This is a genomic window from Ruegeria sp. YTSA226, from assembly GCF_059609905.1.
Window position 1 is genome coordinate 15,037 of the sequence record NZ_JBXWMQ010000009.1, and the last position, 23,366, is coordinate 38,402.

Annotated in this window: 23 protein-coding genes; 10 read left to right on the forward strand and 13 right to left on the reverse strand. The window is 57.4% G+C overall.

Going from position 1 to position 23,366, the window contains the following annotated elements:
- Window positions 1-21: 21 nt before the first annotated feature.
- Window positions 22-1,044 carry an alpha/beta hydrolase family protein gene (locus tag AC2FFF_RS12760; RefSeq protein ID WP_281973358.1) on the forward strand — a complete coding sequence of 341 codons (1,023 nt, stop codon included), beginning with the start codon at window positions 22-24 and terminating at the stop codon, window positions 1,042-1,044.
- Window positions 1,045-1,140: 96 nt separating this feature from the next.
- Here AC2FFF_RS12760 and AC2FFF_RS12765 read toward each other — a convergent pair whose 3' ends face one another.
- Window positions 1,141-1,557, reverse strand: coding sequence for a helix-turn-helix domain-containing protein (locus AC2FFF_RS12765; RefSeq protein ID WP_281973357.1), 417 nt, complete (start codon window positions 1,555-1,557; stop codon window positions 1,141-1,143).
- Window positions 1,558-1,627: 70 nt separating this feature from the next.
- Here AC2FFF_RS12765 and AC2FFF_RS12770 point away from each other — a divergent pair, with 70 nt between their 5' ends.
- Together AC2FFF_RS12770 and AC2FFF_RS12775 are read left to right on the forward strand one after the other, a co-directional pair.
- The gene (locus tag AC2FFF_RS12770; protein ID WP_496750922.1) at window positions 1,628-2,875 is read left to right on the forward strand and encodes an MFS transporter; all 1,248 of its coding nucleotides are present in this window, start codon (window positions 1,628-1,630) and stop codon (window positions 2,873-2,875) included.
- 26 nt (window positions 2,876-2,901) lie between these two features.
- Window positions 2,902-3,798 carry an alpha/beta fold hydrolase gene (locus tag AC2FFF_RS12775; RefSeq protein WP_281973355.1) on the forward strand — a complete coding sequence of 299 codons (897 nt, stop codon included), beginning with the start codon at window positions 2,902-2,904 and terminating at the stop codon, window positions 3,796-3,798.
- Between the two features lie 510 nt (window positions 3,799-4,308).
- Here the strand turns inward: AC2FFF_RS12775 and AC2FFF_RS12780 are convergent.
- The 6 genes from AC2FFF_RS12780 to AC2FFF_RS12805 form a co-directional block, all read right to left on the reverse strand.
- On the reverse strand, window positions 4,309-4,773 hold the full coding sequence (locus AC2FFF_RS12780) for a hypothetical protein (protein WP_282022068.1): 465 nt from the start codon (window positions 4,771-4,773) through the stop codon (window positions 4,309-4,311).
- A 131-nt stretch (window positions 4,774-4,904) separates the two neighbouring features.
- The gene (locus AC2FFF_RS12785; RefSeq protein WP_282022069.1) at window positions 4,905-5,975 is read right to left on the reverse strand and encodes a polyprenyl synthetase family protein; all 1,071 of its coding nucleotides are present in this window, start codon (window positions 5,973-5,975) and stop codon (window positions 4,905-4,907) included.
- Between the two features lie 3 nt (window positions 5,976-5,978).
- Complete coding sequence (locus AC2FFF_RS12790) at window positions 5,979-8,027, reverse strand: hydroxysqualene dehydroxylase (protein WP_281973352.1); 2,049 nt, start codon at window positions 8,025-8,027, stop codon at window positions 5,979-5,981.
- A complete protein-coding gene (locus tag AC2FFF_RS12795) occupies window positions 8,020-8,847 on the reverse strand; it encodes a DUF3237 domain-containing protein (protein ID WP_281973351.1) in 828 nt (275 codons plus the stop codon). The genes AC2FFF_RS12790 and AC2FFF_RS12795 overlap by 8 nt, the downstream gene beginning before the upstream one ends.
- A gap of 14 nt (window positions 8,848-8,861) precedes the next feature.
- Window positions 8,862-9,743 (reverse strand): encapsulin, encoded by an 882-nt coding sequence (locus AC2FFF_RS12800; RefSeq protein ID WP_271951782.1) that lies wholly within the window; start codon window positions 9,741-9,743, stop codon window positions 8,862-8,864.
- Between the two features lie 53 nt (window positions 9,744-9,796).
- A complete protein-coding gene (locus AC2FFF_RS12805) occupies window positions 9,797-13,000 on the reverse strand; it encodes an adenylate/guanylate cyclase domain-containing protein (protein ID WP_281973350.1) in 3,204 nt (1,067 codons plus the stop codon).
- A 448-nt stretch (window positions 13,001-13,448) separates the two neighbouring features.
- Here AC2FFF_RS12805 and AC2FFF_RS12810 point away from each other — a divergent pair, with 448 nt between their 5' ends.
- The 6 genes from AC2FFF_RS12810 to AC2FFF_RS12835 all read left to right on the forward strand — a co-directional run bounded on the left by AC2FFF_RS12810 (window position 13,449) and on the right by AC2FFF_RS12835 (window position 17,865).
- Entirely contained in the window at window positions 13,449-13,883 is a 435-nt protein-coding gene (locus AC2FFF_RS12810) for a hypothetical protein (RefSeq protein WP_281973349.1), read from the forward strand.
- On the forward strand, window positions 13,880-14,545 hold the full coding sequence (locus tag AC2FFF_RS12815) for a MotA/TolQ/ExbB proton channel family protein (RefSeq protein ID WP_281973348.1): 666 nt from the start codon (window positions 13,880-13,882) through the stop codon (window positions 14,543-14,545). The genes AC2FFF_RS12810 and AC2FFF_RS12815 overlap by 4 nt, the downstream gene beginning before the upstream one ends.
- Window positions 14,538-14,903, forward strand: a complete 366-nt coding sequence (locus AC2FFF_RS12820) for a biopolymer transporter ExbD (RefSeq protein WP_271951790.1) — start codon at window positions 14,538-14,540, stop codon at window positions 14,901-14,903. Before AC2FFF_RS12815 ends, AC2FFF_RS12820 begins: the two co-directional genes overlap by 8 nt.
- Before the next feature lie 4 nt (window positions 14,904-14,907).
- Entirely contained in the window at window positions 14,908-15,285 is a 378-nt protein-coding gene (locus tag AC2FFF_RS12825) for an ExbD/TolR family protein (protein ID WP_271951792.1), read from the forward strand.
- A complete protein-coding gene (locus AC2FFF_RS12830; protein WP_281973346.1) occupies window positions 15,282-16,415 on the forward strand; it encodes an energy transducer TonB family protein in 1,134 nt (377 codons plus the stop codon). The genes AC2FFF_RS12825 and AC2FFF_RS12830 overlap by 4 nt, the downstream gene beginning before the upstream one ends.
- A 442-nt stretch (window positions 16,416-16,857) precedes the next feature.
- Window positions 16,858-17,865, forward strand: coding sequence for a porin (locus AC2FFF_RS12835; protein ID WP_142638522.1), 1,008 nt, complete (start codon window positions 16,858-16,860; stop codon window positions 17,863-17,865).
- Between the two features lie 60 nt (window positions 17,866-17,925).
- On the opposite strand, the gene AC2FFF_RS12840 is transcribed toward AC2FFF_RS12835, so the two are convergent.
- The 5 genes from AC2FFF_RS12840 to AC2FFF_RS12860 are packed head-to-tail and all read right to left on the reverse strand — an operon-like array spanning window position 17,926 to window position 22,132.
- On the reverse strand, window positions 17,926-18,468 hold the full coding sequence (locus AC2FFF_RS12840) for a DUF3833 domain-containing protein (protein WP_142638524.1): 543 nt from the start codon (window positions 18,466-18,468) through the stop codon (window positions 17,926-17,928).
- Entirely contained in the window at window positions 18,465-19,082 is a 618-nt protein-coding gene (locus AC2FFF_RS12845) for a DUF3833 domain-containing protein (protein WP_281973344.1), read from the reverse strand. The genes AC2FFF_RS12840 and AC2FFF_RS12845 overlap by 4 nt, the downstream gene beginning before the upstream one ends.
- Complete coding sequence (locus AC2FFF_RS12850) at window positions 19,079-20,302, reverse strand: MFS transporter (RefSeq protein ID WP_281973343.1); 1,224 nt, start codon at window positions 20,300-20,302, stop codon at window positions 19,079-19,081. The genes AC2FFF_RS12845 and AC2FFF_RS12850 overlap by 4 nt, the downstream gene beginning before the upstream one ends.
- The gene (locus AC2FFF_RS12855; protein ID WP_496708241.1) at window positions 20,302-20,847 is read right to left on the reverse strand and encodes a hypothetical protein; all 546 of its coding nucleotides are present in this window, start codon (window positions 20,845-20,847) and stop codon (window positions 20,302-20,304) included. Before AC2FFF_RS12855 ends, AC2FFF_RS12850 begins: the two co-directional genes overlap by 1 nt.
- On the reverse strand, window positions 20,798-22,132 hold the full coding sequence (locus AC2FFF_RS12860) for an NAD(P)/FAD-dependent oxidoreductase (protein ID WP_281973341.1): 1,335 nt from the start codon (window positions 22,130-22,132) through the stop codon (window positions 20,798-20,800). The genes AC2FFF_RS12855 and AC2FFF_RS12860 overlap by 50 nt, the downstream gene beginning before the upstream one ends.
- Window positions 22,133-22,310: 178 nt before the next feature.
- Here AC2FFF_RS12860 and AC2FFF_RS12865 point away from each other — a divergent pair, with 178 nt between their 5' ends.
- Window positions 22,311-23,036 carry an SDR family NAD(P)-dependent oxidoreductase gene (locus AC2FFF_RS12865; RefSeq protein ID WP_496882961.1) on the forward strand — a complete coding sequence of 242 codons (726 nt, stop codon included), beginning with the start codon at window positions 22,311-22,313 and terminating at the stop codon, window positions 23,034-23,036.
- A 34-nt stretch (window positions 23,037-23,070) separates the two neighbouring features.
- Here the strand turns inward: AC2FFF_RS12865 and AC2FFF_RS12870 are convergent, their stop codons facing one another.
- Window positions 23,071-23,358 (reverse strand): I78 family peptidase inhibitor, encoded by a 288-nt coding sequence (locus AC2FFF_RS12870; RefSeq protein ID WP_281973339.1) that lies wholly within the window; start codon window positions 23,356-23,358, stop codon window positions 23,071-23,073.
- Window positions 23,359-23,366 lie beyond the last annotated feature (8 nt).

Genomic DNA, 23,366 nt, shown 5'->3' on the forward strand with positions numbered 1-23,366 from the left:
ACCCTACAAAAAAGGCGCGCCATGAAACTTCCTCTTCTTACCCTCGTCATGACCCTTTCGGTGGGCACGGAAATTGCTGCACAAGATGTCGGCCTCGTCGAATTGACGATTGCCGCATCTCATCATGATCAGGACATGCAAATGGCTGTCATGTTCCCTGCGGCAGGTCAGCGCCAGACTATGTTTGCAGAAAATGCAGTGTTCTATGGAACAGCAGTAGTCGAAAACGCCAAGCCGGTGCCAGGGCAACATCCGGTTGTTCTTCTCTCACACGGATGGGGCGGCAATTATGCACGAATGGCGTGGCTTAGTGCGGGGCTGGTCTCGCAAGGTGCAATCGTTGTGGCAGTAAACCATCCAGGCAGCACGACCTTAGATTTGGATTTCGATACCGCATTTAATCATTGGACCCGCGCCCAGGACATGTCCGCCGCGTTGGATCACGCGCTGCAAGACCCGGTTTTCGCCCCCCTCATCGACACTTCACGGATCTACGCCACGGGCTTCTCTTATGGTGGCTGGACAGCCCTTTCGCTTGCGGGCGTCCAGGGCAATCGTGACGGATTTTTCGATTATTGCGAGGCCGCAGGGGCAGGGTCACAATTTTGCGCAAAGTTGACGGCAGAGGGTGTCAATGTAACCGCAATCGACCAGGAAAAATATGAGGCATCTTACAAGGATCCACGGGTCAGTGCCGTCGCAGCCATTGATCCGGGACTAACTTGGGATCTTGCGCGTAAGGATGTGCGGGACGTGACAGCCTCGCTTTTTCTGATTGGATTGGGTGACGGGGCCGACAGGCTGAATGCAACAGACACGAGCGCCCTGGGAAGCAATTTTGAGGCGCTGGTTCCTCAGGCTGCGGTGATGACGATCGCGCCCGCAACGCATTTCACCGCGCTTGGATTATGTAAGCCCGCCGGTGAAGCGATTTTGATCAAAGAGCAGGACGATCCTGTTTGCACTGATCCCGTGGGAACGGACCGCGCCCAAGTCCTTGATATGATAATTGACAGTTTGGCCGCTCACTTCGATCTGAATTAGTGTATTTCGGACATTTACATATCGGCATTGCATCCAATGGTGCGGGCCGACCATACCCCTCAGCGGTATACCAAAAAATTCCTAGTTGGCGTGCAGTTACCTGCCACTGGCTTTCTTCGTGCCCCGGTGATGGGCGAGGTCGATGAGCCGTCTGAATGTTGGGCATTCCAAATGCGATGGCGCCGGGCAATCCGCCACATGTCGCAGGGTATCGCGCAGCGCCGTCAGCTCGCGGATTTGCCGATCCAGCGCATCCGCACGAATGTGAAACTCTTGCCGGGGGATATTCGGAGTTCCATCAAGGCCGAACATCCCCGAGATTTCCTCAAGTGAAAACCCTGCAGATTTGCCCATCGTGATCAGGGCTAGTTGCAATAAGACATCCGGCGTGAACTGCCGACGAAGCCCGTGCCGCGCAACAGACGAAATCAGGCCAAGCTCATCATAGTAACGCAGCGTTGAAGTTGGGGTGCCGGTCATTTTCGACACCTCGCCTATATCCAAAAGTTTCATGCTTGACCTCAAGTCGACTTGAATTCGTAACGTCGCCTTCTGTAGCGATTCCGACAAGAGGAAAATAGTGGTGCACATCAAATCAAATGCATTGAAGACAACGAGACCCGGCGCTTTGTTGTGTTTCTCCCTGTCCATGCTGCTGGCCTCATTGGGCACCAGCATTGCCAATATCGCCTTGCCTGCAATCGCCCAGGACCTGAAAGCGCCGGTACATCAAGTGCAATGGGTGGTGATCGCATATCTCGCGACACTGACGCTGTTCTCTGTGCTGACTGGACGACTTGGGGACCGCTTTGGACGACAGCAGATGCTGATCTTCGGGCTTATACTTTTCGCGCTGGCCTCTGCGTTTTGCGGCTTGGCGCCCAACCTTAAGGTGTTGAGTGCCGCGCGGTCTCTTCAGGGAATTGGTGCTGCACTCCTCATGGTGCTGACCGTCGCACTCGTTCGCGATATTTTTGAAACAGAGCGTGTCGGGCAAGCCATGGGCCTGTTGGGCACGATGTCGGCGGTCGGAACCGCACTGGGACCTTCGTTGGGTGGGGTGCTGATTGGAAAACTCGGGTGGCAAGGAGTGTTCTTTGTCCTGGTGCCGATGAGCCTGACTACGGCCGTTTTGGCCGTTCGGCTTTTGCCCGCAAGTGTTGCCTCTGGGATAACACCTCTGGTCGGACTAACTGCACTGCGAAAGAGCGGCGCAATCCCCGGCCTTGCGGCAAATTTTCTGGTGGCAAATGTGATGTTGACCACTTTGCTGATAGGCCCCTTCTTTCTGGGGCAGTCTCTTGGGCTGAGCGCGGCGAAAGTGGGGCTTGTCATGTCGGTCGGACCAATCATATCGATCTTCCTCGGCGTCCCATCGGGTCGGCTTGTGGATGCATGGGGGGCGGCGCGTGTTCTGTCGCTTGGGCTCATTGCTCTGACCACCGGGACCTTTGCGCTTGCGGTCCTGCCAGTCGCATTCGGTGTCATTGGTTACATTGGCGCTATCAGCATCCTGACACCGGGATACCAGTTGTTTCAGGCCGCCAACAACACCATGATCATTGTGGGGGTTCGGGCAGATCAGCGGGGGACAGTTTCAGGGCTGCTTGGCTTGTCGCGCAATCTGGGCCTTATTTTCGGCGCCTCTGTCATGGGGACGGTCTTTTCCTTTGGGATCGGGGCCCGCACCGTCGAGGTAGCATCTGCTGAAGCGATTGCCAACGGGATGCAGCTCACCTTTGTAATCTGCGGGGTATTGGCCATCGTGGCGTATTGGCTTTCGCGTCGAACTTCGTTGAAGAGCATCACCAGTAAGACAGTCGCGAGATAATGATAAAGGAGGTCGCAGTCCTACCGATGAACACTTTTAAACCTGTCCCAATAGACGGCTTGAACGTACAGATTTGGGGGCATGGCGATACGCCCGCGCTCATTTTCCATGGGGGGCCAGGGTCGGGTCTCAACCCGCAGCACACAGCCTATTTCGACGCCGACCGCCATCGGGTAATTCTTTTTGACCAACGCGGAACAGGGTTGTCGGGCAGAGCTGGTCGGGTCACGGCAAACACGACTCAGCACACCCTACGCGATGCCGAGGCCATCCGGATGGCCCTGGGATATGAAGATTGGATTGTGCTGGGTGGTTCATGGGGTGGCGCACTGGCATTGGCCTACGCATCCGCTCATCCAGATCGGGTACGCGCATTGATCGTGCGCAGCACGCATATCTGCCGTCCTTCAATGGACCAGTGGATTTTGCGCGATAGGGCAAAGCGTTTCGAAGCCGGGCAGCTTGCGCGCGGCCTGTTTCTCGATCCTCTCGATGAGACTGAACAGCTCCATCCTGCCATAGCATGGTTTGCCCGTATGGAAGACAATGACGCGCAAGCACGTGAGGCAGCCCGCCGTGTGATGGCTCTTGAAGATGCGTTTCATGGACCGCAACCTGGCACTGTGCGGCTTCCGGCAGCCGTCACCCAAAGCGACATAAATCGCACCCACGTGTACCTTTGGTACTGGCTTAATAATTTCTTCCTACCTGCTACGGGCCCCGGAGATCCAAATACAATCGCCGTACTCCCACATCGTTTGATCCATGGAGAGGATGACCTAATATGCCCGATTGAACCTGCCCGTGCCTTTGCCCAAGCTGGAAAGCTTCAATTTGAGGAGATTGAGAGACTGGGTCACAACGGGTTGGCGCCGCAGATGATCGCTGCTGTGCGCCAAGCCGTCGAAGACTTGAGCGGTTGAGAATCGAGCAAAGCGCGTTCTCTAACAGGACAATCGCGGCAATACCGAGTGCGCGCAATTTGGGTTCAGGGCATCGTCATTTTTTTGGTTGCGTGAGGTGGCTGAAGCAAAGCGCGATGCCTGACCGCCTTCGATTCCGTATGCGAGAGACGGGGGACAATCCTGGCTGGTCATTTCGCTTCGCGCGTCGATGTTGCTCAACAGTTTAAATCGTTTGCCCGGTAATCTTTTGGTCGATTTTTGTGCCAAGGCGACCCATCTCACCCGATTTAAGAAGCTGTTTGTTCTTGCTCTGCGTTCACGTTGTCTGCGGCACCAAACAGCCCAATGGCAGGAATAGTTAAGCTATCTATGAGGCGCATGTTTAGCCTCGCCCGGTGCCAGCTTCGTATGAGGCAGATGATTACAAATCGAAATATTTTTCGAAGCTATTTTTCTGCATATGTGCAATCGAAATAGAAAACTCCGACCACGGGCAATACTGCACCTTACCTTCGGGGCAGGATCACTTTAGTCAGCCACGACCTCAAAGATCACAACGATGGCGGTGTTTTCGCTGCCTTTGGTGTATACGCGCCCCTGATACTGGCCGGGTTCTGCCAGATCATGAATGGTGAGGCTTACGGCAACGTCGACGGCCTGTCCCGGGGGAATACGGACTGCGGAAGGTTGGATGCTCATCTTGTCGGTTGGCAACACGTTGCCGTCGCGGCTGATCATGTCGCCCGGTTCGAACTGCAAGTCGACAACGTCTGCTCCGGCAGGTGCAGCAAAGGACAAGAGAATGGTTCCTGTCTCACCGGGCCTGCAGGGCTTGCGGCAGTGAAAGGGTCCGTCCAGCTGTTGTGTGGTGCTGTTTTCCGCATTCAGAATGCCCCGTGCGATCTGAGATATCGGAAGTGTATCCTGCTCCGGAACGGCCTTGGTGGCCGTGCGGAGAGCGCTGACAAATGGTTTTCGCTCGAAATAAGGCATAGCTCAATGTGCACAGCCTACAGCGTTTAGTAAATGACAAACTTGAAAGGAATGCGTATTGGATTCGGCGGTGGATTCACGGGATTTCGAAATTTAAGATATTGAATATCTACAAAAAAATAGGGCGAGTGTTAGACCTGACGCGCCACCAGATAATCCATGAACTGACCAAGAAACGCGCGCGGCGCCGCGTTGGTATTTGCAAATACAACATCGAATTCCCGACGGGCCGCCGCAAGCAGGTCATTTGCTGCGGCCTGAGCATATTCAATGCAAGAATAGTGGTTCATCCGCGCCAATACCCATTCGACCTCTTGCTCCGAACGGGCCGTTCTTGGCTTTTCTAGAAACTCTGACAGTCGGGACTGTTCCTGCCGATCCGCCTGCGCCCCAAGACGTCCCAGCATCAGCGTGCGTTTGCCTTCGTAGATATCCCCACCGATCTCTTTGCCGTATTTACCCTGGCTTCCCACAAGATTCAGAACGTCATCCTGGATCTGAAAGGCGGCCCCCAGAAAAAAGCCGAACGCGTTGAAGTCATCCAGATTCAGCGCCCCGGAGGCGACATCGTCCGGGCGCGCGATCAGGGCACCTATACGCATCGGGTGAATGAAGCTGTACCAGCAGGTTTTCTTCAGACACATGGTCAGATAGTCGGACGGGCTGAGGTCAAGGCGATTGTCTTTTATCCATCCCAATTCAAGGGCTTGGCCCTCGATCGACTCTTTCAGCAGGTGATCAAATTCGTCCACCACACGCGCGCCGGTCATCGGGCCCAGAGGGCCGAGGTTCTGGCGCAGCAGGCTTAGCGCCAGAGATTGCATGCCGTCGCCGATATTGATCGCCAAGGGCACACCAAGACGTTTGTGCATACATTCCCGACCCCGTCGGAAATCGCTGAGGTCTTCGATATCGTCATGAACCAGAAATGCATTGTGCAGCAATTCGATGACCGCAGCAGCAATTTCGGCATCCTCGGCTTTTCCGCCGAATGCTTCACACGTGGCCAAAAGAAGGGCAGGTCTAAGCCCTTTGCCCGAGGTTTCGATATAGTCCCGCATAGGCCCATAGAGATAGGCTTGCGGCTCACCCGTTGGCATTTTGTCCAACAGTACCTTGCGCGCCTGATCGCCATAATGCGTCAGTTGCTCAAGGAAACCTTGCGTGGCCGCGGATGCCGGCTGCGCCTTGGGAACAGTCACCGGTCAGCCTTTCTGCGTGATGATCACTTTGCGACCGGACGTGTCGGTTGGCGGTGAGGTCGCCTCGACAATGCCGATCGCAAGATCTTCAGCAAAGTCCGCGCCGGGGATCGGTGTGTCCCGGCCTGGCAGATGCGCGGCCATCAGATTATAGAGCTCTGGAGGTGCCGCGACCATGCGCAACGCGTCCGAGATCGCAGGGTCTTCGACAATTCCGCCGGGCTTGGAGTATTCGGCCGTCAGCGGACCAATCGCGGCCAGCGGTCCTTGCCCACCACGTTTGGTGCCGGTGGCGTCTTGTCCCATGCGCAAAGCGGCCTCGACAGCGATGGCAAAGCGTTCATCCCAGGGCTCACCCGCCTGATATCGGGCATAGTCATAGGCCCGCAGGGGTTGCAGGATGTCGGGCTCATGCAGATCCCAGATTTCACAGGGCTGCGCCTCAGAACCACTGCGCCGCAGGATGGCATTGACGGCTCTTCGGGCAGCCTCATTTGCGCCTTCCATGGTGGCCAGGTCGGTGTTGGTCCGGACGTAGTCGGACGCAAGCATAAAGTTCGGTATCAGCGTCGCCGCTTCGGGCCGCAGCCGCCAGCTGTTAATGCGGTTTACCAACAACGGTTCGACATTGCTTTCTCGGGCAGGATGATCGGGGTCCTCGACGATGTCGGGATCCAGGAACCAATAGTGCAGTTCTTCATCCCTGAGGACGATGTTGCCATCAACGTTCAGGCTGCGTTTGAGCTGTTCCCAGACTTCTTTGGCGATTTCTTCACGAGAGCTGTCGCGCGCGGTTTTTCCGTTTGTGCCCGGCTTGTCCCATTCGGAAATATCGACCGAGAGCAATCCCTTGGTCTTACCGTCGGCCCAGTTTTCAAAATCTATCTGGGACCAGAATTGTTTTTGCGAAACAGCCGTCAGCGCCCAAGGGCTGTCGATAAAGATCACATGGCCATGGGCCAGTTCAACATCCTTGGTCAGGTAAAACTGGATGCCATTCATCCACTGCACGTCTTCGGCAAGCAATGGCAGCTTGGCCAGACCCGGATCTACCTTTGTCATGGCCGGCGTCACCAAAGGTGCAATGCGTTCAATGGGCAGGGCGCTGATGAACCAGTCGCCGGTGACCTGCTTTTGCACGCCATCCTGTTCAACCGTGGCGCTGGAAATTCGGCCGTTTCGGCATTCAATCCCGGTGACCTTGGAATCGAAATGGTACACCACACCCCGGCTTTTCAGATATTCCAGCCAAGGCTGAATCCAGACCAGATTGGTTGGCCCGTTCAGCAGCCTGTTGCTGGTTGCCTCGGGTGTTGCGATCCCAAGCTGCAGTTGAATGGCGACATCGCCGACGGTCTTGGTGCTTGCGGTTGTCGCTTTGGCCGCCACCAGTGACCGGGTCAGGCCGATTGCCAGAAACTTCTGATAGGCCTCGGACCGCTCCGCGGCGCCGATGAATTCCCACCAACCGATACGTTCATACTCATCGAACCGGCGCTCTTTGCACGAGGTCGCTATGCGCCACATGCAACCAAGGAAATGTTCGATATCCTCAAAGTCGATTTCGTTGCGCGGCGAGATTGTATAGGCAAAGGTCTTGAGCGCATTGGCGACCTCTTTTAGCGATTGTGGAAACCGCTCGGGTACGATGATACCGGGGTGGTCGAACTGGCTGACCAATACCTGGGTTGTCGGAACCAGATTGTCGTAGCAGGTGCCCTTGTCATAATAGGGCGTGCGCGACATCGTATTGGTGATGTGCCGGTAGAAGTTTGGGAAGAACCGGAACCCATGTTCACCGGGCAACCAGGGGCGTTTGACACCGGGTGGCAGGTCATAGCCGTGCATCCCGATCCAGTCTTTCAGCGCTCTGATATGTTCCTCTTTCGAACCGTGATCGTCTTCACCTTCAAGCACGGGAATGCTGCGTGCCTTGCCGCCGGCGATAAGCTGACGCTCATACACTTCGACTTCGAAACCCCGTTCGATCAGCTCATGCGCGGCGCTCATCCCGCCGACGCCTCCGCCTAATATGACCACCTTTTCAGCCATCGGATGTTCCTTTCGCGGAATAGACGTCAAATCGCAGGGTGATGTCGGACAGGCTGGCCTCTCCGATCCCGAAACCCTGCAGACGGTTGATCCACATATAACGCGGATTCGAGGTCAGATACCGGGGTGCCAGCCGAACCGGGGCACTGGGTGGCAGCTTGCCCTTGGCAAGGGCGGCATAGCCATCCGTACCGAAATCGCAGATCCCGGTATCGTCGAACATGACCGGGGCACCGCCGGTTGTCGGATTGATAAGCGCCTTGGCATGCAGAATACCCACGCCATCAGGGCGCACGCGCATCCAGTCTCCGCCCACGGGCTCGATCGTTCCGTTCAGTTTCGGGCCGGTCACGGTACCGCCTTCTTTGATCGCAAAATGCAGCCATATGCCATCGGGAGTTTCACCCGATGGGTTGAAGTTGCCCGAAAACGGCACCTCAAAATGGGCGATATGATCCAGCACCGGACTGGATGTCTCGTGTTTTGGCGCGCGATCTTCTGGTTTCGGCGCGACCGCGTTTCCGGGGTCATAATCGCGCCCGCCCGAGGTCAGAACCGGCCGCCAGGTCATCTGTTTTCCCACAGCGGGAACCGGCAGGGCCGCTGCAAATTGTTGCAACCCCGTTTGTGGATCCTGACCCAGTGGCCACCCACGGACAGCCCGTTCAGGTCCGCCCCCTTCGCGATAGAACAGGCGCAGCGTGTCATGCGGAGATATCGCAGGCCCGGCCTCAACCAGAACCCGCTGTACCCCGGTGGCGGCCTGAAAGGCGGCTTCGGACCAGCGCAGGGTGACCCCGCCGTCGCTGAATTCCCGCATACCCATCGCGCCGGTCAGCACGTGATGGTCGAGATAGCCTGAGCTTCTTTGATCCTGAGGCGGAATTTCTGCTGAACGCGGAAGATATGATCGCCATCTGCCGAGGTCTGCAGATATTTGACCGCAATGTCAGAAGGCACAACAATCTCAACCGGTGCGCCCTGCAAAGACACCAGCACGGCCTTGTTCACCGGAAATGCGCCAGACCGCAGCAGCGGCCCGTCCAGAAATGGCAGAATGCTGTCGCGGGGCAGGACCATCGAGTTTTCCATCGGTGTCGTGACCGCCTGGAACAGGCCGTTACCCATCACACAGGCATAGGGTCCAAGATGACCCAGGGATTCCAGTTGACTGATCCCAGCAACCACGGCCTCGAAAACCTCGGGGCCGGTAGGCTTTTTCTTGGAACCGCTGGAAATGGGTTGTGCCTCCCCCGCTTCCAGCAGGCCTTCGTATTTTCCACCACCGCTTACGGTATAAACCGGGGGCAGCGTGACGGGTGCGCCGGGCGCGGGTTGGGGGCCTTCACCGGTGCCGGCCTGACCGTTAAAAATGATCTCATCCTCGACCCGTGCGACAATGGCAGCCGCCCGGCGGAACATAATCAGCGCGGCGGCCAGTTCGGGATCTGCAAGCTGTGCGCCTTTGACATGGACGTTCACGGACACTGTCGACAGCCGCGTCGTATCAAAATCATTCACGCCAAAGCGCATCTTTGGACCGGTCGCTTCGGGAACCAGTTCAAGCTTGTTCAGAGGAACCGATTGGGTATCAGCCGGTAGCGGGCCGTAGAGCGGCAGAAAACTGGCAGCAATACGCGCGCGCAACGCTTCATCGTGGACGGCCTTGTTCACAGCGTCCCACTGCTGCTGGTCCAATTCAAGTGCTTCGGTCATCGTCTCCCCCTTCTGGATGGCACTGCGCGGTTAAATCTGGCAGCTATCTAATTTCATAACGTTTTAGCAAATTTGTTCAGGCAATCCAGAGCGCGTTTCTCTTGAACAACTGCCCCGATGTCACGTGCAAGCTGCAGGGCTTGATTTGCCTCAGTGACAGCTTGGTCAAGGTCGCCACGGGCGGCCAATGCTTTAGCGCGCACACGGTGATATTCCGGCTTGTTCAACATCTCTCCACGGTCCCACCCGGGCGTGCAAACATGTTCAAGCCGGTTCAGGGCGTCCTCGATATGACCCTGATCTATCAACAGCTCGGACAGGACAATCTGGTTTTGCGGGAAGGTAAAGTTGCCGCCAGCCTGGGACACAAGGTCCATATAGGTCCCGACACGAGCAGCCCCCCCGATCACGTCACCTTTGCCCGCCTGAGCCAGACCCAGATAGATATCCTGCATTGCGTGAAGATACAGGAACCCTTCTTCGTCCGCGATCCGACGCGCTTCGTTCATCGTATCGTCCAGCAAGTCCCATTCGCCCGCATACGGAAGGAACATCGACGACGCGCCCATAATGTAGACAAGGTTGGGGGCGTGTTCGAACGGCTTGCTGATTTCGATCGACTTCAGGCGGGCCTCTTCGGCCTCGTCGAATTTGCCAAGCTGCCACAGAAGACAGCCCTGAATGGCAAAGAACGACGCGCTGGTCGAGGACTGGGTCATCGGCATCATGGCCATGTCAAGCTCGGGCGTGATCAGGGCAAGGCCCCGTTCAAGCTGTCTTTCGCAATCGGCAAACTCGCCGCGGAAATAATGAGTATAGCTGAGCGCCCGAGCAGCAAGGACGTTTGTAACCGGATCCGGTGCAAGGCTGGCCATGCCGTCAAGGGCCTGCGCCATCTCAAGTGCGCGGTTCATCTGGCCCGACACAAAGAAATGCGTCCATCGGCAGAAGGTTGCGGCAAACAGGGTTTCGCCCGCACCCAGCGCCTGTGCAAGATGCATCGCACGGGCTGCGGTCTGCCCAACCTGTGTGGATGACCAACCGTGTATCGCCATGAACGCAGGCAATACATTCATCTGAACGCCAAGCTCTACCCCATCTCGTTCGGGACCGCCGGGCATCGTTTCGATATTGCGCAATGCGGCCTGAAAAGCGGCAATCGCCGGTAGGTTCGCAAGGCGGCTGAGGGCCTGTTCACCCGCCAGAACCCAGTGGGTAACAGCCTCGCCCTTAAGACCGCCTAGATCGCAGTGATGCGCCACGGTATCCGGTGTAGGGTTACCAAAAGCCTTGTGACCGGCCAGCAATTCTTTGGCGATTTTCAGGTGAATCTGTTCCCGGTCTTCAAGTAAAAGCGACTGGTACGCTGTGTCCTGCACCAGCGCATGGTGGAACGTGTAAGTCGGCGCCCCGGCTTCGCTGGTGATGGATACCAGACCTGCACCGATCAGTTGGATCAATGCTGATTCCACATCCGTGTCCTTGGGTGCTACCGCATGGATCATCGCCGACGTGAAGCTGCGGCCAATCACGGATCCCAACTGCGCTACAGGTCGCGCATTTTCCATCCGGTCCAGCCGCGACATCAGCGAGTCATGAAGAGTTGCGGGGATACTGAGGGTTCCCATTACCCCGGCGTCGATGGGCACGTCCTGCGGCAGCTGATCCAGAACCGCCTTGGTCATTTCCTCGATATAAAGCGGCACACCATCGGCTTTTTCGACAATCTGTCTGACCAAAGTGACCGGCAGGCTGCGCGGTACGGCAACACGGCGCACCAGTTCAGACGCTTCGAGAACCGAAAGAGGTGTCAATTCGACGATTGACGCGCGGCCTTCAAAATGTTCCGGAGGCTCGTATTCAGGGCGGTGCGTCAGAACCACAAGGATGGGCAATTGGTCCAAGGCGTCGATCAGCGCGTCCAAGGCATCCAGCGTGGTTGCGTCCGCCCAGTGCACATCTTCGAATACCAACAGCAATGACCCGCGTTCATCGCAGATGCTCCCGGCACAGCGGATCAGCAAATCCAAAGATTTGCGGGCCTTCTTGATCGGATCGGGTTCGACCGGAGCGTCAGTTTCAAACCCGGCCAAATCCAATAGCAGCGCAGCATCTTCTTCGGTCAAACGAGAGGCGTTTTTCGCGTATTCCCTGATCGACTCGGTTACCTTGTCGGTATCAGTCTCATCCCCTGCAAACCGTCGAAGCTCGGCACGTAGCGGGTGCAGGGGCAAACTGGCAAGATGCGGGACACATTGCAGGGTCATAGGCCTTTGTCCCAGCGTTTTGCTGAGGGAATTGATCAGGCGCGATTTCCCGATACCGGCCGGGCCACCAACCAGCGCAACCTGACCCGATCCGCGCAGCACATGATCCCAAAGCCCTGTCAGGCCGGTCAGGTCGTCTTCGCGGGCAACCAATTTGACCGTGGACTTGCCGGTGCGCGCGTCGAACCGGCTGGCGGCGATCTTTTCGTCAATAACGCGGAAGACCGAGCGCTCACCATCAAATCCCTTCAATTCGTGATTGCCGCGCGGTTCAAAGTTAAAGGCCCCTTTTGTCAGGCGCCATGTCTCGGACGAGACGACAACTTCACCGGGATTGGCCAACCCCTGAAGGCGCGAGGCAAGGTTGGCCGTTTCGCCAACAATGAAATCCTGTGTTCCCAGGCTGGCAGAGGAAACAACCCCGACAACGACAACTCCGGTTGCGATTCCCGCGCGCAGGTCCAGGTTTTCACCGAACTTGTTTTCCAGATTCTGAACCGCTTCGATGGTTTCCAAAACTGCACGCACCGCGCGCTCGGTATCATCTTCAGTGGCTTTCGGATATCCGAAATACATCATGATGCCATCGCCCTGCTTATAAGCCAGGTGGCATCCGTGTTGTTTCATCGTGCCGATGGCGGTGTCCAGATACAGATTCATGATCTGCATCAGCTCTTCCGGATCATGCCGCTGTGCTAATTGCGTGGACCCGACCAGATCGCAGAATACAAGCGTCAGCTGTCGCCGTTCGGCCACGCGGGACATTGCGGGTCTGTCGGACGCTTCCTGAAGCTTCAGTTGTGCCTGTGTTTGCCGAAAACGTTTCCTTTGACCGACAGTCAAACCCAGATCTCGAAGTTCCGGGTCTGTCAATTCGTCCAATATTACGTCGTCTATCCCTTCTTCGAGAAACCGCGCGCTGAAGTCATGTAGATCGGCGTTTTGCAGAATAGTTGAAAGGCGTGTGGATTTCCCGATGACAGTCGTCATTGATCAGCGCTTGCCCCCTGGTACTTCTTCGGCACATCGTTGCATGCCTCATTCGCGTCAATATCGCGCCGAATCCAAAAGATTGACGTGGTATCAGACCAATTTGGTAACAAGTGTGGCAGATGTCGGGCCGAATTGCTATGATATTGCGGTCAAGCCTCCCAAATGAATGGTTTTGTTGTCAAATCGGAACCAGCCCGGTGTGGTCGCACCACTCAGACGCAATTTCGGTCGGTCCGAGGTTAATTGGCACCAGGTACAAGGCCTCAGGGGTTCAGGTTAATCCGGCCGGAAACCAGTGGCCTGACCGGATGGCCGTAAATATGCCGGTTGGTCACAAATGCGTCGCGAGCCCTTTCGCGGGCCATAGCTCTTGGATAAAAGAATAACGCGCCAGCACCGAAACGCCGGCCTTCGATGTCTTCATTGAATTACCGGGAGAATACCTGTGACGTCTTTCCGCCTGGCGAAACTCGCGATCCTTTGTCTTGGCATTCCAACCATGTCCCCTGCGCAATCCGCCGAGGACCCAAGCGCTGGGCTGTTGATGGAACTGAACAATCTGCAACAGGTCGATGGCAACTGCCGATTGTCATTTCTGGTGCAAAATCAGACCGGTGCCGAGATTGAGGCCGCCAATTATGAAACCGTTATCTTTAACGCTGAGGGCAATGTTGTCAGCCTGACGCTGTATAAATTCCGCGATATTCCTGCAGGTCGTCTACGGGTGCGGCAGTTCAGCATCGCGGACATGAGCTGCGGCGATGTTGGCCGGATTCTAATCAACGGATCCAATACATGTACGGTCGAAGGCGCCGAGAGCGATCTGTGCGACGCGGCCCTGACCCTGAACAACCGAACAGATGTGGAGTTTCTCAGATGAGCCCGCTTGATGCTTTGCGTGAAATTGTTGCCCTTGGCGGGCCGGTGGTTGCGGTCCTGATCGCCATGTCGATCGTGACGCTGGCCGTCACGCTGTACAAGCTTTGGCAGTTCACCGTTTCCGGTGTCGGTCGGCACAAGATCCTGTCCCAGGCGCTTGCGGCCTGGGATGCAGGTGACACGCAAGCCGCAAGGGCCAAGCTGGCGGAAAGCCGCAGCTATCTTGCGCCGCTAGTCAGCACTGCCATGGATGCGCCCATCATGCCCGGGCTGGACCAAAGGCTGGATGCCGAGGCCGGGTTGGCCTTGGCGGGCCTTGAACGCGGCTTTCGCCTGCTGGACACCGTGGCACAGCTGGCGCCTCTGCTGGGCCTGTTCGGCACCGTCCTTGGCATGATCGAAGCGTTCCAGAGCCTTCAGACTGCCGGATCATCCGTTGATCCCTCGCTGCTTGCGGGCGGTATCTGGGTAGCGCTGGTCACCACAGCGGTTGGTCTGGCCGTGGCGATGCCGACCTCGATGGTTCTGTCCTGGTTCGAAAGTCGCACTGCGCGCGAACGGGTTTTCGCCGACAAGGCCTTGAGGACCGTTCTTGTTCCGGGGCAGGGATCGTCAGACTCTGCCCAGGTGGCCGCTGTCCCATCGACAGCAGATCATGCGTAATCGGGCACCATTTGTGCGACGGCCAATGTCGATGACGCCGCTCATCGACATCATTTTCCTTTTGTTGCTTTTCTTCATGCTGACTTCGACCTTCTCGAAATATGCCGAGATCGAATTGAGCAGTGCGACCGGCGGCGCCTCGACCGACGAAGTTACGGGTCAGCGGGTGTTTCTGCAGCTGGGATCAGAGCGCCTGATCCTGAACGGTGTGCCGGTCACATTGGACGACGTGGTCGAACAGGTGAACACCGGTCAGGTCCTGGTCAGCCTCGACCCCGATACAACCTCGCAAAGGCTGGTCAATCTGCTGGTACGGTTGCGTGGCCGTGACGGGTTGAGCGTTCTGGTGCTGGAGTGAGGCGATGATCCGCAATATTCGACCCCGCCGCAAACGCGATTCGACCATTGCTTTGATCAATGTCGTGTTTCTGATGCTGATCTTCTTTTTGATCACCGGAACGATAGCGCCGCCGCTGGATCCGGATCTGCAGCTTGTTGATACGTCAGAACTGGAGGGCAGTGAGCCCCCCGACGCGTTGGTTCTGCACAAGAACGGATTGCTCAGCTTTCGGGGCCAGCCGATGACCCCCGAAGCCTATATGACCGGCCGCGACCCCGCGCCGGTGCGGATCGTGCCCGACCGGGATGCACCCGGCCACCGGCTGATCGAGGTGACAGGTACTCTGCGGCGGTTGGGGGCGACGTCGGTCTTTGTCGTGACCGAAAAGGCGCTGGAATGATCAGACGCTCGGTTTTCATTGCGATTATTGCGGTGCTGGTGTCGCTGTTGATTCACTTAGGCGGGTTGAGCGTGACGGCGCCCCATCTGACGGAAACCGCAGAACCCGCAGGCCCGGCCGATGCCATCGCGCTGGGCAATGAGTTCGAAGAGATTGCCGATGTCGTTGCGGACCCGGTTGAGCCCGAGCCCGCCCCCGAATCCGAACCGGAACCGGAAGAGCCACTGGAGCCCGAACCGGCACCCGAACCCGAAGAAGTGCCGGTCAGCGAAGCATTGGTCGCCTCTGATAACCCTCAGCAGGTCCCTTCACCCGATCTGGGCAAGTCCGAAATCGTGCGCCCGGTGGTGACGGAAACGGTTGAGCCGTCGGAAACCACGTCTGAGACACCTTCGGACGCAAATGAAGCCGCCAGCCAGGACGAAGATTCCACGCCTCAGGCCGAACCCAGTGAGCAGGCCGAAACACCCGAAGGAGTGCCCGAGGCCAGCCCGGTGCAAGCCGAAGAACAGGCAGCGGTTGACCCGGCCCCGGCCGAAGTTCCCACGCCCGAGCCATCGCCGGTTCCCGACATACCGCTGATAGCTGACATTCCCGACGTCGACATCCCACTTGTCGAGCCCGAACCCGAACCTGAGGCGGAGGAAGAGACAGAGACGGCACTGACCTCTTCGGTGCGTCCGAAGCTACCGGATCAACGGCCTAGTTCCAAACCGCAGGGCGTCTTGCCGGGCTCCAACGATTTCAGTGATCTGCGGTTCCCTGAGAAAGAGGTCGAATCCCCGCTGTCGCAGTACAAACGCGCGGGAATTGACCCGTTCACACGCGGCAACACCAGTGCCGGTTCAGGGGGAAGGGGGCCAGGCAATTCCACCAAAACCAACTATGCTGGCCGTGTGCTCATGCATCTGAACCGGGCGCCTTTGGTCTATGTTTCGGCGCGCGGTTTCGCTCAGGTCTTTTTTCAGATCAACCCGGATGGCACCTTGGCCTTTGTCGATGTGGTCGACAGCTCTGGATCCCCCGAAGTCGACCGTGCTGCCAAGGCGCAGGTTCGCGCGGCGTCGCCTTTCCCGTTGCCCCCTGGCGGTGTCAGCCGCAGCCTGTCATTTTTCTATAACAGCAACTAGTATATGGTGTCGTAGCAGGATCGAATCCGACCCGAGGCGCGGCTGGGCATTATGCCGTGTGAATGGGCGTGCTCTTGGGCGTGGCAATTCCCGGAATGCGGACTCTCAGATTGCGACTCACCTGAAATTGGGCTGCAGTCACAACAGGGCTAGGGACCGAGAATCCCTGAATCGTGCGACCTGTCAATAATTCCCGGTTTAAAGAGGTGGTCTGGCTTTTTTGCGTTCAAATTTTTGTAACGTTTCCAATGAGCGAACAAAGTGCTCGAAAAGCTTGAATATCTGTGCCCTGCGGCCTTTTTGCCCGGTGCAAAGTGGCAACACCGTTGCAGGCAGAGGGCGTGGAAAATCCCGTCTCGCTATTGTGCCCATGCTGAAATTATTCGACGAATTTAGCCGCCGCTTCGGTGGCACTACTCCTCTCAAAACTTATGGATTAACCATGAAAAACGTACTCATCGCATCGACCGCGCTGATTGCAACCGCCAGTGTTGCTGCCGCGGAAGTCAAATTCAGCGGCTATGGCCGCTTTGGTCTGGGCTATGAAGAAGACCGTTCAGCAACCACCACCACAACGACCGCGTCTGGTGCGGTCAATTCAAACAACGCCTCGACCGACGATACCATTTTGGTGTCGCGTTTTCGTCTGAACATCGACGCCAGTGCCGAAACAGATGGCGGCGTTGAATTCCAGGGCCGTGTTCGTCTGCAGGCGGATGACGATTCAAGCACCGGCGAGCAGAACGAAGCTGGCCTGAATGGCGCCCGTTTCTCGGTTATCTATGGCGGCCTGCGTGTTGACGCCGGTAACGTTTCGGGTTCGTTCGACAACCTGGATGACTACTTCGGTACCGAGCCGGGCCTGGAAGAATTCCTGGGTCAGTATTCGGGCGTGAACTATTCCTTCCTAGAATACAGCTCAACCGGCACGGGCGCGAATGCTGTGTTCTTCCGCTACACCGTTGGCGATCTGGCATTCTCGGCATCCTATGACCAGGACACGAAATTCCTGGGCGCAGGCATCACTGACGACCGTGATCGCTGGGACGTAAGCGCAACTTACACCTTCAACAACTTCACCGCCTCGCTGGCATATGGTGAAACTGATGAAGGCGCAGGCGTTGACAAGGAAAGCCTGACTGTTCTGACCTTGGGTGCAGAACTGGGCGATTTCTACGGCACCCTGTTCGTGGCTGACGATGACGTCAACAACGACGCCGAAGACGGCACCGCTTATGGTTTCTCGGTCGCCTATGATCTGGGTGCGGCAACCACGCTGCAGCTGGTTTACGGTGACGGTTCGGCTGACGACGACACCCGCAACATCGGTGTTGGCGCCATCTATGACCTGGGCGGCGGTGTATCGCTGCGTGGTGCAGTTGGCGAGATCAAAGACGGCGATGACGACGGCAAGATCCGTGCCGACTTTGGTGCTCAGTTCAACTTCTAAGCTGATCTGAACCATATTGATCTAAGGGCGGGCCTTCGGGTCCGCCCTTTTTCTGTCTGACTATTTCTTTTCAAAGAACAAAATGACTTCACCCAGCCGGATGCCATAGCGCGAGACATAGGCCCGGTTCAGCAGCCGGTCATCGCTCAGCAGCCACATCCAGTCATCGAAATCGACCCGCATGGTCCCATCCTTGACGGGCAGGTCGATCTTGTAGGTCCAGTTGAAGGTATCGCCACGCTCGATCCCGCTGGCGGTGCCCAGCACGCCGGGGGCTGTGCCGGTCCAGGTATCCTCGCCGGTTTTGGTCAGGGTCCAGACGCGCTGCTCGGTTGCGCCGTCGTCATAAACGAAATCCTCGATCAGGGTCAGCGTCTCGCCATCCCATGTACCATTGATATCAACAGTGAACCGGCGTGGCACATTGCCCAGAACATCCTGAAATTGACCATAGGCCACAGTCTGACCCTCAAAGAACTCTTCCAGGTTCAACTGCCGATCGGACAAAAAGGTCTTGGGGGTTCGGGGTTTCGCGGAGCAGGCAGCCAGAACGGTCAGCCCCAGAACAGCAAGGCCCGCGATGACAAGACGACGTGGTTTCATTGCAGCACCCGTGTTTCAGCGGCGGTGTCATGGCCATTCGCCCGGTCCAGATAGGTCGATTTGGTGGAGGGCGCCGGGCGCATGGTGGCGATCAGCTCGGCGACTTTGATGCCGAACTTTCGCATCTCGGACCGGTTCATGATCACGCCACTTTCCGTCAGGTACATCCAGTCGGTCACGTCCAGCGTGTGTCCCCCTGCGTCCTCGGGCAGGATGATCTTGTAGGTCAGCTTTACGGTCGAGCCCGAGACCGTGCCGCGCCCTTCGCCCACGATGTCATCTGCTGTCGCGATGAATGTGTTTCCTGTGCCCAGAGTCAGATACCATTTGCGGGCCATCTTCTTGCCGTTGGAATAGGTGAAATTCTCGGTCAGAGTGCCTGTGTTGCCGTCCCATTGCCCGACCATACGGGCGACAAAGCTGTTCGACATCTTACCGTCGGGGCCATAGATCAGCCCTTCGGACAGGATCTCCCCGTTCAGGTTTTCCTTCATCTCAAAGGCGGGGCCGGTACCGCTGTAATCCTCAGGCGATTGGGCCCGAAAGCTGAGATAGCGCCCCTTTGCAATGGACAGGGCGAAGATGATGAGCAGGGCTATAGCAAGTAGTTTCATTTGGCTGAGACCTCAGTTGGCAGCGTCAGGACCATTCCAAACGCGCCGAGTTTCAGGATGCAGGGCAAAATGGCATAGGCGAGGTTGAGCGTTCGCAGCGCCTCGGCTGAATTTGCCTGTCCCGGGGTGAATCCGCTGCGTTCCAGCAATGGCAGGGTGAAGAAGGCCGCCAGGGCTAGCCCCAGCTTGCCCGCGAAAGACCAGATGCCGAATGCGGCGGATGCGTTCAGACCTGCGCGTGTCAGAGCGACCGAGAACATGGCCGGCAGCACCACCATATCCGCCCCAAGTGCGGCGCCCGATGCAATGCAGATCAGGGCGAACCCGGCTAGGCTGCCGGTTGACAGCGTCGCGGCGCTGACAAAGGCCGCAATCGACAGCGGCATGGCGATCATTAGGGTCTGTTTCGGGCCAATCCGATTGCTGAGCCGCGCCCAAAGGGGCACGCTTGCCCCCGCGCTGAGGAAGAACAAGATCAACAGTGGTCCTGCCATGCCTGTCAGTTGCAGCCTGTCTTCGACAAAAAACAGAAACAGGGTCGAAGTGATGGCGACCGGCAAGCTGTTGATCAGCGCAAGAACCAGCAGGCGCAGCGCACCGGCATCGCCGAGCCCGGAAAAGGTCAGGGCTTGTCCGGTTATCGGCGCGCGTCGCCAGATCGGGGCTGTCAGGACAAATGTCAGAATGGCGATGAGGCCCAAAAACAGCCCGAACGCAGGATAGCCCTGCGCCTGCGCGCCAAAGGCGACAAACAGCGCGGGGGCACTTGCGGCAAGTATCACGCCGGTTAGCTGCCCGCCCTCGCGATAGGCGGCGAGTGTCATCAGCTCGGACGGGGTGGGCGTTTTGGCCAACGTGGCGCTGCGGCCATAGAGCAGGATGGTTCCCAGGCTGTAGGCTGAAAACAGCAGGATAAGGATGGCCACCAAACTGGCAACGGACGCGCCCTCAGACAGAGTGAACAGCAGCGGGAAGCCAACGGCCAGCCCAAGTGCGGCGAGGGCAGCAAACAAAAGCTGGCCACCAGGCCACCGGTCAATCGCCCAGCCAATCAGGGGATCCTGCACAAGGTCAACCAAACGGATCAGCAACAGGACGGCGCCGATCACCCCAAGGCCAATGCCCAGATTGACCGCCGCAAAACGCGGGAGGTGAATGTAAAGCGGGATGCCTGCAGCGGCGAGCATCAACGCATAGAGACTGACCCGGGGATACAGCATCACTGACCCTTCAACTGCCGGGTAAAGTTGGCCGATCTAGTGTTGCTGCCAAGAAAGATCGACATGAATGCGCGCGTGATGCCCGGGCTCGACAAGGTGCAGGTTCTGCTGCCATTGCGCCAGAACCCGATCTTGTCCGGCCCCTCCGAGATTGCCAAATAGCTGTCGCCTTTGCTGACGGCCTGAAAACAGGCCTGCAACTGATCGGCGGTTGGAGGCGGGTTGCCCTGTCGCACCATTTCGTCAAGCGTCGACTTGATCAGAGCCTTCTGCGCGATGGATTTGCGGTATGTCAGTTTCAGTCCGAACTCTTGATTCCAGTCAAACGGTGCGCCGCCGGGCGTATAAAGCCTGGCATCGTAAACCGGCAAACCCAGGAACCGGAACGTAGAGCTGCCCAGAACTTTTGGATCGTCCAACCGTTCAGCCAAAGGTGACGCTGCTAAACCGCAGGGCAGCACCATCGCCAGCGCCAGAATGGCCTGGCGCAACAGCTCAAATATCGGCCGCAACAGGGATGGCCGCGATCTGTTCGGGGGTGCCATTGTCTGCTCCGATGGTTTGCGGGCCGCCAGTGATCCGCTCGACGACATGCATGGCGCTGGCAATCCCGTCTTCGTGAAACCCGTGCCGGTTATAGGCGCCCGCAAACCAGGTGCGGTTCTGTCCCTGCATCTCGCGGATTTGCCCCTGTGCCCAAAGTGCGGCCTTGTCAAAAACCGGATGGGCGAATTCGACCTGATCATAGATCTTGTCGGCGGCGATCTCGGATGAGGCGTTCAGCGTCACAAACAGCGGGTCACTGTCGGGAATATTCTGCAGCCTGTTCATCCAATAGGTCACCCCGACATTCCCGGCCTGCGAGCGATAGGTCCAGCTGGACCAGCAGGCCCGGCGTTTGGGCATCTGCGACGGATCGCAATGCAGGATGGCCGTGTTGGGCTGATACCGGATCGCGCCAAGCGCGGCTGCTTCGGCTGGGGTGGCATCCTGGCCCAGAATGGCAAGGGATTGATCCGAGTGGGTGGCCAGAATGATCTCATCATACTGATCCGACTGGCCTTGGCTGTGAACGGTCACGCCTATCTCATTGCGCTGAACCCTCTGAACGGGGCTGGCCAGACGTATTTCGGCCCCGCGGGCACGCAGGGTGGCGTCAATCCGGCGGACATATTCAATGCTGCCGCCCTTGACCGTGTACCATTGGTGCTGATTGGCGCGGCCATTGGCCAGCAAAGCGTGATTGCGAAAGAACTGCACCAGCGACCGCGCCGGGAATTGATCCACAAATTCAACCGGGGTCGACCAGATCGCCCCGCACATGGGCATTAGGTAATTGTGCCGAAACCAGTGCCCCAACCGCAGCTGATCAACCAGCTCTCCGATCGTTGTGTCATCGTCCTTGGCTGCGTCCGGGGCCTCTCTGCCAAAACGCAGGATGTCGGCGATCATCTTGTAATAGGCCGGCCGCGCAAGGTTGCGTTTCTGCGCCGTAAGAGTGCGCAGGTTGTTCAGCCCGTATTCGATGCGCCCGTTGTCGATGGTCGCACCAAAGCTCATTTCGGATTTTTCGACAGGCACGTTCAGCGTATCGAACATCCGTGTCAGGTAAGGGTAGGTGGCATAGTTGAAGACGATAAAACCGGTATCGACGGGCTGATCGCCATTTTTTCCCGCCATGACCGTGCGGGCATGCCCGCCAAGCCTGGGTTCAGCCTCAAAGAGTGTCACGTCATTGTTTTCGGAAAGATAATAAGCTGCTGAAAGGCCGGAAATGCCTGCGCCAACTATGGCGATTTTTTTCCTGCCCCTTTGGGTTTCGTCGAACATGATAGCCTCGTTACGTGACGTTTTGATAATGAATACGCAGTAGGAGCAGGATTGGATCATTCAAGACAGGGGTTTTTCAGGTGCGGCTGCAATTTAGCGGCCTCACCGCGAGCAACCGAAGGTGATCCAAACTGGCCGTGTAACCGTATTGAAATAACACAATTCAGAAATGGTCGGCATGAACAGCTTTGACGGGAAAACTTATTGGATAGTTGGCGCAAGCGAAGGTTTGGGTCGTGCATTGGCGCAAGCTCTAAGCAATCGCGGCGCCCGGGTGATCCTGTCGGCGCGAAACGCGAAACGCCTGGATGAAATCTGCAGCATTCTGCCAAATTCAAAAGCCATTCGTTGCGATGTCGCCGATTTAGACTCTGTTCGACGTGCCGCTTCCGCTGCCGGAAACGTGGATGGCCTTATCTATAATGCCGGAGCTTATGACCCGATACGCAGCACGGAGTGGAACACCGAGGCCGCTCTTCGGATGTCCGATGTGAATTTTCAGGGCGCTTTGCGGGTTCTGGGCGAAATACTTCCTGGGTTTGTTAGGGCCGGGCAGGGGGAGATCACGCTGATCGGGTCGCTGTCCGGCTATCATGGCCTGCCATCTGCAGTCGGGTATGGTGCCAGCAAGGCGGCTTTGATTTCACTGGCAGAAACCATGCGGCATGATCTGGCGGGTTCGGGCGTTACGGTTCGGATCGTAAATCCCGGCTTCATCAAGACTCGCCTGACCGAAAAGAACAGTTTCAAGATGCCGATGCTGATGACGCCTCAGGGCGCGGCCCAGCATGTGGTTCGGGCAATGTCCCGCCACAGATTCCGCACAGACTTCCCAGCGCCGTTTTCATGGCTGATCCGCCTTGTGGGCTATTTGCCGGATTGGGTGATATATCGCGGAAGATAGGCCCTAACATTGGTGTTTTGAGCTTCTGCCAGGCTTAACCGCAGGTCAGGCTCTGTATGATCCCCGAGCCGTCCACAAAGACGTTCAGCCGGTCGATGCGATAATCCTGTGTGGCGATGTCATCGGGGCCTAAAACGCGCGACCGTTCGGGTAATTGCGACTGAATGGTCGATACAGGCTTGCCAATCGCATCGGCAAATGGCTCTCCTTTGCAAAAAGCCAAATCCACCGGGGCGGGTTCAAGTGGCGGTGGCGCGTCCTCAGGAGCGGGCGACTCCGTACATGCGACCAGCAAAATCAAAACAGGGGTCAAACGGCGCATTGGCGCTC